The sequence below is a fragment of the Streptomyces rubradiris genome, from assembly GCF_016860525.1.
Taxonomy (GTDB): domain Bacteria; phylum Actinomycetota; class Actinomycetes; order Streptomycetales; family Streptomycetaceae; genus Streptomyces; species Streptomyces rubradiris.
In genome coordinates, this window is record NZ_BNEA01000015.1 from 2,263,393 (window position 1) to 2,277,617 (window position 14,225).

General features: G+C 67.0%; 3 protein-coding genes, 1 tRNA gene, 2 rRNA genes and 2 pseudogenes. 1 reads left to right on the plus strand and 7 read right to left on the minus strand.

What is annotated here, in order from left to right; all coding sequences use genetic code 11:
• Window positions 1–100: 100 nt before the first annotated feature.
• The 3 genes and pseudogenes from Srubr_RS41710 to Srubr_RS23150 all read right to left on the minus strand — a co-directional run.
• A pseudogene (locus Srubr_RS41710) lies at window positions 101–622 on the minus strand (response regulator); the annotation flags it as partial.
• A gap of 12 nt (window positions 623–634) precedes the next feature.
• Window positions 635–1,042, minus strand: a pseudogene (locus Srubr_RS41715) (response regulator); the annotation flags it as partial.
• A gap of 198 nt (window positions 1,043–1,240) precedes the next feature.
• Window positions 1,241–6,694, minus strand: coding sequence for a HAMP domain-containing protein (locus Srubr_RS23150; protein WP_189997318.1), 5,454 nt, complete (start codon window positions 6,692–6,694; stop codon window positions 1,241–1,243).
• A 410-nt stretch (window positions 6,695–7,104) separates the two neighbouring features.
• On the opposite strand from Srubr_RS23150, the gene Srubr_RS23155 reads away from it, so the two are divergent.
• Window positions 7,105–9,864, plus strand: a complete 2,760-nt coding sequence (locus tag Srubr_RS23155; protein WP_189997319.1) for a SpoIIE family protein phosphatase — start codon at window positions 7,105–7,107, stop codon at window positions 9,862–9,864.
• Window positions 9,865–9,913: 49 nt separating this feature from the next.
• Here the strand turns inward: Srubr_RS23155 and Srubr_RS23160 are convergent.
• The 4 genes from Srubr_RS23160 to Srubr_RS23175 all read right to left on the minus strand — a co-directional run bounded on the left by Srubr_RS23160 (window position 9,914) and on the right by Srubr_RS23175 (window position 14,174).
• A tRNA-Thr gene (locus Srubr_RS23160) sits at window positions 9,914–9,986 on the minus strand.
• An 84-nt stretch (window positions 9,987–10,070) separates the two neighbouring features.
• Window positions 10,071–10,733, minus strand: coding sequence for a DegT/DnrJ/EryC1/StrS family aminotransferase (locus Srubr_RS23165; protein ID WP_189997334.1), 663 nt, complete (start codon window positions 10,731–10,733; stop codon window positions 10,071–10,073).
• A gap of 117 nt (window positions 10,734–10,850) precedes the next feature.
• Window positions 10,851–10,967, minus strand: a 5S ribosomal RNA gene (gene rrf, locus Srubr_RS23170).
• 84 nt (window positions 10,968–11,051) lie between these two features.
• A 23S ribosomal RNA gene (locus Srubr_RS23175) occupies window positions 11,052–14,174 on the minus strand.
• Window positions 14,175–14,225 lie beyond the last annotated feature (51 nt).

Here is a 14,225-nt window from a genome sequence, read left to right on the forward strand (position 1 = left end):
CGACGGCGGACACGTGTGCCCACAGCTTCACCCGTTCGTGTCGTGCCTGCCGGGGAGCGAAATTGACGCACACTCATCCGCATCCGCGGAACGGGCTCCGTCAGTTCTGCGACGGCACCGACGCACCGCTGCCGCCCGTGCCCGGCTCCAGCGCGTCCAGAGCACGGCGCAACCCGGTGAGTTTGCGCTCCAGATGGGCCGCCGTCGCCACCGCCGCCGCGTCCGCGGAGTCGTCGTCGAGCTGCTTGGACAGCGCCTCCGCCTGCTCCTCGACGGCCGCGAGCCGCGCGGACAGCTCGGCGAGCAGCCCGGCCGACTCCTTGCCGGCCACCCCGCCCTTGCCGCCGCCCTCCAACTGCAGCCGCAGCAGCGCCGCCTGCTCCCGCAGCTGGCAGTTCTTCATGTACAGCTCGACGAACACCGAGACCTTCGCGCGCAGCACCCACGGGTCGAACGGCTTGGAGATGTAGTCCACCGCGCCCGCCGCGTAGCCCCGGAAGGTGTGGTGCGGGCCGTGGTTGATGGCGGTGAGGAAGATGATCGGGATGTCCCGCGTCCGCTCCCGCCGCTTGATGTGCGCGGCCGTCTCGAAGCCGTCCATGCCCGGCATCTGGACATCCAGCGGGTCGAACGGCTTGGAGATGTAGTCCACCGCGCCCGCCGCGTAGCCCCGGAAGGTGTGGTGCGGGCCGTGGTTGATGGCGGTGAGGAAGATGATCGGGATGTCCCGCGTCCGCTCCCGCCGCTTGATGTGCGCGGCCGTCTCGAAGCCGTCCATGCCCGGCATCTGGACATCCAGCAGGATGACCGCGAAATCGTCCGTGAGCAGTGCCTTGAGCGCTTCCTCCCCGGACGATGCCCGCACCAGTGTCTGATCGAGCGCCGAGAGGATCGCCTCCAGCGCCAGCAGATTCTCCGGCCGGTCATCGACCAGGAGGATCTTGGCCTTCTGCACCATGGCCCGCCCTCCTCGCCCCGGCGGTACACCGGGCGCCGCCCCAGGGGACGACTCCCTTTCGCCGCCCGTCCTTGTGCCGGTCATCGTAGCCGCACCCCGCCTGTCGCCACACCCTGTCACCGCGATGTCACTGTGCACGTACCGGAAACGCGGCGGGATCCCGGATGGTTCCCGGAATCCGGGATTCCCGCGTGTTCCCGGCCCCCATCATGCAGCAACTCCCCGCACGCGCCGCGGGATCCCCCGCCTTCGGGCGCGCCCCGCCGGGCCGCCGGGCCCGGGTCACTCCGGCCGCATCCACTGGTTCATCACCGACAGCAGGTGATCGGGGTCGACGGGCTTGGTGACGTAGTCGGAGGCGCCCGACTGGATCGCCTTCTCCCGGTCGCCCTTCATCGCCTTCGCGGTGAGCGCGATGATCGGCAGGCCCGCGAACTGCGGCATCCGGCGGATCGCCGTGGTCGTCGCGTACCCGTCCATCTCGGGCATCATGATGTCCATCAGCACCACCGCCACATCGTCGTGCTGCTCCAGGACCTCGATGCCCTCCCGGCCGTTCTCGGCGTACAGCACCGACAGCCCGTGCTGCTCCAGGACGCTGGTGAGCGCGAACACGTTGCGGATGTCGTCGTCGACGATCAGCACCTTCTCGCCGCCGAACCGCACCACGGGCGGCGCCGGCTGCTCCTGCTCGGGAACGGCCGCCCACTGCTCGGCCCGCTGCGTCTCCTCGGGCAAGGAGCGCCGCCGGCGCCGGAAGAGCGCGGCGGGGCCGTTCTGCGTCTCCTGGTACGACTTCACCTCGGCCGGCGTCTCGATCTCCACCGCGGACAGCTCCGAGGACAGATGCGCCTCGGAGGCCACCAGGTCGCCGGCCTCCAGGGCGGGCGCGGGCTGCTGGTAGCCCTGCGGCGGCAGTTCGCTCATGTGCAGCGGCAGGTACAGCGTGAACGTCGAACCGCGCCCGGGCTCGCTCTGCGCGTGGATCTCACCGCCGAGCAACTGCGCGATCTCCCGAGAGATCGACAGCCCGAGGCCGGTGCCGCCGTACTTGCGGCTGGTGGTGCCGTCCGCCTGCTTGAACGCCTCGAAGATCACCCGCATCTTGCTGGCCGCGATGCCGATGCCGGTGTCCGTCACCGAGAACGCGATCAGCTCGCCGTCCGGATCGGCCAGCGAACCGGCCTCCAGCAACTGCTCCCGGATGGAGTCCGGCACATCCGCGCCGGCGGGCCGGATCACCAGCTCCACCGAACCGGAGTCGGTGAACTTCACCGCGTTGGACAGCAGGTTGCGCAGCACCTGCAACAACCGCTGCTCGTCGGTGTGCAGGGTCGCCGGCAGCTCCGGGGAGACCCGCACGGACAGGTCCAGGCCCTTCTCCGCGGTCAACGGCCGGAAGGTGGCCTCCACGTAGTCCACGAGCTGGACGAGCGCGATCCGGGTCGGGGAGACGTCCATCTTGCCCGCCTCGACCTTCGACAGGTCCAGGATGTCGTTGATCAGCTGGAGCAGGTCGGAGCCCGCGCCGTGGATGGTCTCGGCGAACTCCACCTGCTTCGGCGAGAGATTGCCCTCGGCGTTGTCCGCGAGCAGCTTCGCCAGGATCAGCAGCGAGTTGAGCGGGGTGCGCAGCTCGTGCGACATGTTGGCGAGGAACTCGCTCTTGTAGCGCATCGACACCGCGAGCTGCTCGGCGCGCTCCTCCAGGACCTGCCGGGCCTCCTCGATCTCGGTGTTCTTCACCTCGATGTCCCGGTTCTGCCGGGCCAGCAGCTCGGCCTTCTCCTCCAGTTCGGCGTTGGAGGCCTGCAGCGCCTTCTGCCGGTTCTCCAGCTCGGCCGACCGCTCCCGCAGCTGCTCGGTCAGCTCCTGCGACTGCTTGAGCAGCTTCTCGGTCTTGGTGTTGACCGAGATGGTGTTGACGCTGGTCGCGATCATCTCGGCGATCTGGCTGAGGAAGTCCCGCTGGATCTGCGTGAACGGCGTGAACGACGCCAGCTCGATCACGCCGAGCACCTTGCCCTCGAACAGCACCGGCAACACGATCACCTGCGCGGGCGGGGCCTCGCCGAGCCCGGAGGAGATCTTCAGATAGCCGCTGGGCGCCTTGTCCACCAGGATCGTGCGCTTCTCCTGGGCGGCCGTGCCGATCAGCGCCTCACCGGGCCGGAACGACGTCGGCATGGAGCCCATCGAGTAGCCGTACGAGCCCAGCATCCGCAGCTCGTAGTCGTCCTCGCCGTTGCCGACGCCCTTGCCCTCCATCAGCGGCATCGCCAGGAAGAACGCGCCGTGCTGCGCGGACACCACCGGTGTCAGCTCGCTCATGATCAGCGAGGCCACGTCCTCCAGGTCCCGGCGGCCCTGCATGAGGGAGGAGATACGGGCCAGGTTGCCCTTGAGCCAGTCCTGCTCCTTGTTGGCGATCGTGGTGTCACGCAGGTTGGCGATCATCTTGTTGATGTAGTCCTGCAACTCCTGGATCTCGCCGGCCGCGTCCACGTCGATCTTCAGGTTCAGGTCGCCACGGGTCACCGCGGTCGCCACGCGCGCGATGGCCCGCACCTGCCGGGTCAGGTTCTCGGCCATCTCGTTCACGGACTCGGTCAGGTCACGCCAGGTGCCGTCCACGTCACGCACGCGTGCCTGGCCGCCCAGCTGTCCCTCCGTGCCCACCTCGCGGGCCACGCGCGTGACCTCCTCGGCGAAGCTGGACAGCTGGTCCACCATCGTGTTGATCGTCGTCTTCAGTTCAAGGATCTCGCCACGGGCGTCAATGTCGATCTTCTTCGTCAAGTCACCCTTGGCGATCGCCGTGGTGACCATGGCGATGTTGCGCACCTGACCGGTCAGGTTGGAGGCCATCTGGTTCACCGACTCGGTGAGGTCCTTCCAGGTGCCGGCCACGCCCGGGACATGCGCCTGGCCGCCCAGGATGCCGTCCGTGCCCACCTCACGGGCCACCTTGGTGACCTGGTCGGCGAACGAACTCAGCGTCTTGACCATCGTGTTGATGGTGTCGGCGAGCTGCGCCACCTCGCCGCGCGCCTCGATCGTCACCTGCCGCGTCAGATCGCCGTTGGCGACGGCCGCGGCCACCTGCGAGATGTTGCGCACCTGCATGGTCAGGTTGTTGGCCATCAGGTTGACGTTGTTGCTGAGGTCCTTCCAGATGCCGGTGACCCCCGGCACGTGCGCCTGGCCGCCCAGGATGCCCTCGGTGCCCACCTCGCGGGCCACCCGGGTCACCTGCTCGGCGAAACTGGAGAGTTGATCAACCATGGTGTTGACCGTCGTGACGAGCTCAAGGATCTCGCCCTTCGCGTCAACAGTGATCTTCTTCGACAGATCACCCTTCGCGACCGCGGTCGTCACCTCGGCGATGTTGCGCACCTGGATCGTCAGGTTGTTCGCCATGAAGTTCACGGACTGCGTGAGGTCCTTCCAGGTGCCGGAGACTCCCTGCACCTCGGCCTGCCCGCCGAGGATGCCCTCCGTACCCACCTCACGGGCCACCCGCGTGACCTGGTCCGCGAACGACGACAGCTGGTCCACCATCGTGTTCAGCGTGTTCTTCAGCTCCAGAATCTCCCCGCGCGCGTCCACGGTGATCTTCTGGGAGAGGTCACCGCGCGCCACGGCGGTGGCGACCTGCGCGATGTTGCGCACCTGGGCCGTCAGATTGCCCGCCATGCCGTTCACGGAGTCGGTCAGATCCCGCCACACACCGGCGACACCCGGCACCTGCGCCTGACCGCCGAGGCGCCCCTCGGTACCCACGTCCCGCGCGACCCGGGTCACCTGGTCGGCGAAGGCGGACAGCTGGTCCACCATCGTGTTGATCGTGTTCTTCAGCTCCAGGATCTCGCCGCGCGCGTCCACGTCGATCTTCTGCGACAGGTCACCGCGCGCCACCGCCGTCGTCACCTGGGCGATCTGCCGCACCTGCGACGTCAGGTTGCCGGCCATGAAGTTGACGGAGTCCGTCAACTCCTTCCACGTACCCGAGACGCCGTCCACCCGAGCCTGACCGCCCAGCCGGCCCTCGGTACCCACGTCCCGGGCCATCCGCGTGACCTGGTCGGCGAAGCTCGACAGCTGGTCCACCATGGTGTTCACGGTGTTCTTCAGCTGGAGCATCTCACCCGAGACGTCCACGGTGACCTTCTGCGACAGATCACCGTTCGCCACCGCCGTCGTCACCTGGGCGATGTTGCGCACCTGACCGGTCAGGTTGCGGAACGCGGTGTTGACGGAGTCCGTCAGGTCCTTCCACGTGCCCGCCGCGCCCGGCACCTGCGCCTGGCCGCCCAGCTCGCCCTCGACACCGACCTCCCGCGCGACCCGCGTCACCTCGGCACCGAACGCCGACAGCTGGTCCACCATGCCGTTGACGGTGTTCTTCAGCTCCAGCATCTCGCCGGCCACGTCCACGGTGACCTTCTGCGACAGATCGCCGTTGGCCACGGCGGTCGTCACCGTCGCGATGTCCCGCACCTGCGTCGTCAGGTTCCGGAACACCGTGTTGACGGAATCCGTCAGGTCCTTCCACGTACCGGCCGCGCCCGGCACGTTCGCCTGACCACCGAGCCGCCCCTCCGCGCCGACCTCGTTCGCCACCCGGGTGACCTCGTCCGCGAAGATCCGCAGCGTCTCGGTCATCTGGTTGATCGTCTCGGCGAGCCGCGCCACCTCGCCCCGCGCCGGAACCGTCACCTTCTGCGACAGATCACCGCTGGCGACGGCCGTCGTCACCTGCGAGATGCCCCGCACCTGCGCGGTCAGGTTGCCCGCCATCGTGTTGACGGAGTCGGTCAGCTCCTTCCACACCCCGGCCACCCCGGGCACCTGTGCCCGGCCGCCCAGGATGCCCTCGGTGCCCACCTCCCGGGCCACCCGCGTGACCTCCGAGGAGAAGGCCGAAAGCTGGTCCACCATCGTGTTGACGGTGTTCTTCAGCTCCAGCATCTCGCCGGCGACATGCACGGTCACCTTGCGGGACAGATCACCCTTGGCCACCGCCGTGGTCACCAGGGCGATGTCCCGCACCTGCGCGGTCAGCCGGTCCGCCATCGTGTTCACGGACTCGGTCAGGTCCTTCCACGAACCCGACATCCCGCGCACCCGGGCCTGCCCGCCGAGCTTGCCCTCGGTGCCGACCTCGCTGGCCACGCGCGTGACCTCGTCCGTGAACGTCGACAGCTGGTCCACCAGGTTGTTGACGGTCCGGCCGACCTTCAGGAACTCCCCGCGCAGCGGATGCCCCGTACCGCCGTCCGGCGCCTGCGTCCGCAGCTCCATGCGCGGCGACAGGTCACCCTCGGCGACCGCCGTCAGCACCCGGCTGACCTCCGACACGGGCCAGACCAGGTCGTCCACCAGCGCGTTGGAGTGCTCGATGGCGGTCGCCCAGGAGCCCTCGCAGGCACCCGTCTCCAGCCGTTCCGTGAGTTTTCCCTCACGCCCCACCATGCGCCGCACCCGGGACAGCTCACCGGTCAGGTGCAGATTCCGGTCGGCCACCTCGTTGAAGACCGCCGCGATCTCCGACATCACGCCGTCCCCGGAGACCGTCAGCCGCTTGCGGAAGTTCCCGTCCCGCATCGCCACGAGGGCCGCCAGCAGCCGGTTCAGGGCGGCCGTGTCCACCGTCGTGGTGCCGCCGCTCCTGCCCAGGGACGGTCCGCCTTTCGCGCGCGTCTTCGTGCCTCGCGTCGCCGCGCCAGACTCCACTGTGTCCCTCCCGGAGGGGTAGACCGTTACTGCTGTGCTCGGCCGCTTCGGCCCGGCGTGCCGGTCACCGGCATACCGACCGCGTCCGCGTACCGGTTGCTTCTGCGTATGTCCGCCAGACGGGATACGGCCACACCAGGGGCTGCTGCCCGCCGTGCGCCCGGCACACGCGGCCCGGACCGACCTTCATCAGAAGCTTGCCCAGTGTTTCACCCCGGCCGAACCCGGCCATAACAGTTCGGCAGCTTCGCACATCGTCCGCACACCCTGGGGGCGTAAACACCGAAGACCGGCATCCGATCGGACCGCGAAGGTAAGTAACCTTGCATGCGGCTGTCCAGCCGCACCGGTCCGACCGGCCTGGGCGGTGGCACGAGTACGAGCGGGCATCGGAGGGGCGGCCGGACATCATGACCACCGGACTGATCCCCGGGGGACAGCCCCCGGACCCACAGCCGACGGGCGAGCTGATGCCGCAGCAGCGGCACGAACCGCCCGGCGAGACAGCCCTGCATGCCGACGACCGGCCGAGGAGTTCTGTGATCACCGCGCGTGCGGCCGCCAGTTTCGAACCCGTCGGGCGCTCCGTCGCGACCGCCCGGTCCTTCGTCCGCGACACCCTCCAGGGCTGGGGATTCGCCGACATCGTGGACGACGCGGTCGTCCTGACCAGCGAGCTGGTCACCAACGCCGTCGTCCACGCGGGCACGCACGCGGACGTGCTGTGCCTGCGCACCGAGGACGGCGTGCGCATCGAGGTCTCCGACCGCTACCCGGAGCGCGAGGTCCCCCTCCAGAGCTCCGCCGTCTCCATGGGCAGCCCGGACCGCGAGGGCGGCCGGGGCCTCCAGCTCTGCGCGGCCCTGGCCACCCGCTGGGGCGTCGACTACACCCCCACCCACAAGAACGTCTGGTTCCAGCTCAACCTCCCCGAACGCCCGGTCGGCACCCGCACCGCCGGGCCCGCCCTGCCCGCCGACCTGCTGCCGCTGGCCGACGGCCGGGTCCGCGTCGCCGTCCTCCAGATCGACCGCAAGGGCGGCATCAGCGCCTGGAACGAGGACGCCGAGGAGCTGTTCGGCTACCCGGCCTCCGACGTCATCGGCAAACCCCTCACCGACCTCGCGGCCTGGCCGCACACCCCGGGCACCGGCACCGGCATCGCCGAGGCCCTCCAGCTCTCCCGCTGGGAGGGCACCTACGGCATCCGCCGCGCCGACGGCCGCGTGGCCCAGGTGTACGCCTCCCATCTGCGGGTCCGTGACACCGGCGGCGAACCCTCGACCGTGTGCCTGCTGGTCCGCGACCACGAACGCGCCGTCCTGCAGACGCCGCCCCGCGTCCCGGCCGGCGACCAGGCGCCGTCCTCCGACGGCCAGAGCACCGACCCCTTCGAGGTGTTCATCGGCTCCCCCGCCCCGGACGACCTCGACGGACTGCTCCAGCGCACCGTGGAACGCGCCCGCGACATGCTCGACGGCGACTCCGCGTTCCTGCTGCTGGCCACCGACGACGAGACCGAGCTGGAGGTCCGCGCCTCCACCGGACTGCCCTCCGCCCGCCAGCGCTTCGCACGCGTACCGGTCGAGGCGGGCCCCGGCCGCTACGGCTCCGCCCGCATGCCCGCCGTCCACGACGACCTGGCCGCCGTCCCCGGGGCCGTACCGCTGCTCGCCGGCACCGGCATGCGCTCGGTCGTCACCGTCCCGCTGAAGGTCGAGGGCCGCCTCACCGGCTCCCTGGGCGTCGCCGCCGAGGCACCCGGCCGCTACACCAACGAGGAGGCGCTGCGCCTGCAGTTCGCCGCCGACCGGATCGCCCTGGCCGTCGAGTCGGCCCGTCTCGGCGAGCTGGAGCGGCTGCGCCGCGGCTCGCTGAGCTTCCTGGTGGAGGCATCCGACCTGCTGGCCGGCACCCTGGACCGGGACCAGACGCTGGCCCTGATGGCCCAGATGACGGTCCCGACCCTGGCCACCTGGTGCGCGGTGTACACGATCGCCGACCAGGCCTCCGAGCCGTACCTGTCCTACGTCCTGCACGAGGACGAGGAACTCATCGACGGCATCAAGTCGTTGCTGTCGAAGATCCCGCCGCCGGACCCGGTGCCGACCCCCGGCGCCCGGGTCTGGACGGCCCCGGGCGAGGTCGCCCACCAGGCGGCCCTGCGCACCTCCATGCGCAGCCTGGGCCTGGCCGGCGGACCCACGCACCGGATCGCCTCCGGCATCGGCCCGACGCTGGCCACGGCGGCCGCGGTCGGCGGGGAGACCGTGGTCCTGCCGCTGGTCGCCCGCAACCGCGTCATCGGCATGCTGACCCTCGGCAAGCCCACCGACGAGCACTTCCGCCAGGAGATCCTGGAACTCGCCGAGGACCTCAGCCGCCGGGCCGCCCTCGCCCTGGACAACGCCCGCCTGTACTCGGAGCGCACGGCCATCAGCCAGTCCCTCCAGCGCAGCCTGCTCCCGCCCGGCCTGCCGCAGATCGACGGCGTCGAGGTCGAGGTCATCTACCGCGCGGCGGGCGAGGGCAACGAGGTCGGCGGCGACTTCTACGACGTCTTCCCCATCGGCAACGGCGCGTACGGCTTCGCCATCGGCGACGTCTGCGGTACCGGCCCCAACGCGGCGGCGGTCACCGGCCTGGCCCGGCACGCCCTGCGCCTGCTGGCCCGCGAGGGCCTGTCCGGCCCAGCGGTGCTACAACGCCTGAACTCCGCGATCCTCGACGAGGGGGACCGCAGCCGCTTCCTGACGCTCCTCTACGGCGAGTTGCGGACCCGGGCGGACGGCAGCGCCGAGCTGAAGGTGGTCTGCGCCGGCCACCCGCTGCCGCTGCGCCTGCGCCAGGACGGCACGGTGACGGCCGCGGCCGAGCCGCAGCCGCTGCTGGGCGTCATCGAGGACCTGGAGCTGTACGAGGAGACGGTCACCCTCGACCCGGGGGACGTGCTGCTCTGCGTCACGGACGGAGTCACCGAACGCCGTGAGGGCTCGCGCATGCTGGGCGACGACGGCCTCGCCGATGTCCTCACCACGTGCACGGGACTGACGGCGGGTGCGGTCGCGGCGCGCATCATGCGCGCGGTCGAGCGGTTCGCCTCTGACGCCCCGTCGGACGACATGGCGATTCTGGCGATGCGCGTCCCGGGCATTCACCAGGAGGCGTGAGGAAGCATGAAAAAGGCCCCACCCGAGAAGGGTGGGGCCTTTTTGGCTGAGCCCCCAAACGGAATCGAACCGTTGACCTTCTCCTTACCATGGAGACGCTCTGCCGACTGAGCTATAGGGGCCTGTCGTTTTCGAGGTTTCCCTCGCGGCGACAAAGAAACTGTACCCCGAACAGCCCTTGGTTCCCAAATTCGTTCGGGACTGGTTCAGAAGGCGGGCTGGAGCAGCCCGCCGAGGGCGTTGCAGGCGGCGGCCGTCCGCTGCATGTCCCGCTTGGTGAGCGCGGCGTCCACGGGCAGTGCGAGTGTCTCGTCGGCGGCCCGCTCGGTCTCCGGCAGCGACACGCACCGGCGGAAGGCCGGCAGCCGGTGCACAGGCGTCTTCACCGGCACCCGGCACTCCACTCCCCTGCACCGCAGGGCCCGCGCGAAGGCGTCCCGGTCCGGCCGGCCGTTGCCCGGCACCCGCACGACGTACTGCTGATAGGTGTGCCCGTCCCCGCCGTCCGGCGTGTGCACGCCCTTGAGTCTGGCGTCGAGATAGGCGGCCCGCTGCCGGCGCCGCGCTATCTCGTCGTACGGCGCCTCGGACTCGCCCTGCTCCAGCACCAGCAGCCCGTGCCGCTGCCCGAGTTCGCGCAACCGCCCCGTGTCGGCCCGCCGTCCGAAGCGGTGCACGACAACGACCGCCGCGGTACGGGGAGTTACGGCCGCCTCGACCGCGTCCGGGGCGAGGCAGTAGGTCACCGGGTCTATGTCGGCGAACACCGGGAGCGCGCCCGCCAGGGCCACGGCCTCGGCGACTTCGACGTTCCCAAAAGCCGGTACGACGACCTCGTCACCGACCCCGACCCCGGCGGCCCTGAGCAGCGCTGCGGTTCCCATGCCGGGATGCTGTGCTCGGAACGTGAACGACACGTTACGCACAGCGAAAAAAGGTCGGACCCCGAACCGAAGTTCAGGATCCGACCTTTATTATCAAAATTTGTTCGGCGGCGTCCTACTCTCCCACAGGGTCCCCCCTGCAGTACCATCGGCGCTGTGAGGCTTAGCTTCCGGGTTCGGAATGTAACCGGGCGTTTCCCTCACGCTATGACCACCGAAACACTATGAAACTGAACGCCGCACCATGTGTAACACATGGGGCTGTTCGTGGTTTCAGAACCAACACAGTGGACGCGAGCAACTGAGGACAAGCCCTCGGCCTATTAGTACCGGTCACCTCCACACGTTACCGTGCTTCCAGATCCGGCCTATCAACCCAGTCGTCTACTGGGAGCCTTACCCCATCAAGTGGGTGGGAGTCCTCATCTCGAAGCAGGCTTCCCGCTTAGATGCTTTCAGCGGTTATCCCTCCCGAACGTAGCCAACCAGCCATGCCCTTGGCAGAACAACTGGCACACCAGAGGTTCGTCCGTCCCGGTCCTCTCGTACTAGGGACAGCCCTTCTCAAGACTCCTACGCGCACAGCGGATAGGGACCGAACTGTCTCACGACGTTCTAAACCCAGCTCGCGTACCGCTTTAATGGGCGAACAGCCCAACCCTTGGGACCGACTCCAGCCCCAGGATGCGACGAGCCGACATCGAGGTGCCAAACCATCCCGTCGATATGGACTCTTGGGGAAGATCAGCCTGTTATCCCCGGGGTACCTTTTATCCGTTGAGCGACGGCGCTTCCACAAGCCACCGCCGGATCACTAGTCCCGACTTTCGTCCCTGCTCGACCCGTCGGTCTCACAGTCAAGCTCCCTTGTGCACTTACACTCAACACCTGATTGCCAACCAGGCTGAGGGAACCTTTGGGCGCCTCCGTTACCCTTTAGGAGGCAACCGCCCCAGTTAAACTACCCATCAGACACTGTCCCTGATCCGGATCACGGACCCAGGTTAGACATCCAGCACGACCAGACTGGTATTTCAACGACGACTCCACCCACACTGGCGTGCGAGCTTCACAGTCTCCCAGCTATCCTACACAAGCCGAACCGAACACCAATATCAAACTGTAGTAAAGGTCCCGGGGTCTTTCCGTCCTGCTGCGCGAAACGAGCATCTTTACTCGTAGTGCAATTTCACCGGGCCTATGGTTGAGACAGTCGAGAAGTCGTTACGCCATTCGTGCAGGTCGGAACTTACCCGACAAGGAATTTCGCTACCTTAGGATGGTTATAGTTACCACCGCCGTTTACTGGCGCTTAAGTTCTCAGCTTCGCCCACCCGAAAGTGAGCTAACCGGTCCCCTTAACGTTCCAGCACCGGGCAGGCGTCAGTCCGTATACATCGCCTTACGGCTTCGCACGGACCTGTGTTTTTAGTAAACAGTCGCTTCTCGCTGGTCTCTGCGGCCACCCCCAGCTCACGGCGCAAAGCCGATCACCAGACGTGGCCCCCCTTCTCCCGAAGTTACGGGGGCATTTTGCCGAGTTCCTTAACCATAGTTCACCCGAACGCCTCGGTATTCTCTACCTGACCACCTGAGTCGGTTTAGGGTACGGGCCGCCATGAAACTCGCTAGAGGCTTTTCTCGACAGCATAGGATCATCCACTTCACCACAATCGGCTCGGCATCAGGTCTCACCCTGCAAGAGTGGCGGATTTGCCTACCACTCGGGCTACACCCTTACCCCGGGACAACCACCGCCCGGGATGGACTACCTTCCTGCGTCACCCCATCACTCACCTACTACCAACTTGGGTCAGCGGCTCCACCACTCCCCTTTGCCCGAAGGCTCCAGGGCGGCTTCACGGCCTTAGCATCACTGGATTCGATGTTTGACGCTTCACAGCGGGTACCGGAATATCAACCGGTTATCCATCGACTACGCCTGTCGGCCTCGCCTTAGGTCCCGACTTACCCTGGGCAGATCAGCTTGACCCAGGAACCCTTAGTCAATCGGCGCAAACGTTTCTCACGTTTGTATCGCTACTCATGCCTGCATTCTCACTCGTCAACCGTCCACGACTACCTTCCAGTGCCGCTTCACCCGGCAGACGACGCTCCCCTACCCATCACAACACCCGTTAGGGCTATACGCTGCAATGACACGACTTCGGCGGTACGCTTGAGCCCCGCTACATTGTCGGCGCGGAATCACTAGACCAGTGAGCTATTACGCACTCTTTCAAGGGTGGCTGCTTCTAAGCCAACCTCCTGGTTGTCTCTGCGACTCCACATCCTTTCCCACTTAGCGTACGCTTAGGGGCCTTAGTCGATGCTCTGGGCTGTTTCCCTCTCGACCATGGAGCTTATCCCCCACAGTCTCACTGCCGCGCTCTCACTTACCGGCATTCGGAGTTTGGCTAAGGTCAGTAACCCGGTAGGGCCCATCGCCTATCCAGTGCTCTACCTCCGGCAAGAAACACACGACGCTGCACCTAAATGCATTTCGGGGAGAACCAGCTATCACGGAGTTTGATTGGCCTTTCACCCCTAACCACAGGTCATCCCCCAGGTTTTCAACCCTGGTGGGTTCGGTCCTCCACGAAGTCTTACCTCCGCTTCAACCTGCCCATGGCTAGATCACTCCGCTTCGGGTCTTGAGCGTGCTACTAAAACCGCCCTATTCGGACTCGCTTTCGCTACGGCTTCCCCACCCGGGTTAACCTCGCAACACACCGCAAACTCGCAGGCTCATTCTTCAAAAGGCACGCAGTCACGAGAACAAGGCAAGCCTCGTTCCGACGCTCCCACGGCTTGTAGGCACACGGTTTCAGGTACTATTTCACTCCGCTCCCGCGGTACTTTTCACCATTCCCTCACGGTACTATCCGCTATCGGTCACCAGGGAATATTTAGGCTTAGCGGGTGGTCCCGCCAGATTCACACGGGATTTCTCGGGCCCCGTGCTACTTGGGTGTCTCTCAAACGAGCCGCTGACGTTTCGACTACGGGGGTCTTACCCTCTACGCCGGACCTTTCGCATGTCCTTCGCCTACATCAACGGTTTCTGACTCGTCCCACGGCCGGCAGACCGTAGAAGAGAGATCCCACAACCCCCACGACGCAACCCCTGCCGGGTCTCACACGTCGAAGGTTTGGCCTCATCCGGTTTCGCTCGCCACTACTCCCGGAATCACGGTTGTTTTCTCTTCCTGCGGGTACTGAGATGTTTCACTTCCCCGCGTTCCCTCCACACTGCCTATGTGTTCAGCAGCGGGTGACAGCCCATGACGACTGCCGGGTTTCCCCATTCGGAAACCCCCGGATCAAAGCCTGGTTGACGACTCCCCGGGGACTATCGCGGCCTCCCACGTCCTTCATCGGTTCCTGGTGCCAAGGCATCCACCGTGCGCCCTTAAAAACTTGGCCACAGATGCTCGCGTCCACTGTGCAGTTCTCAAACAACGACCAGCCACCCAT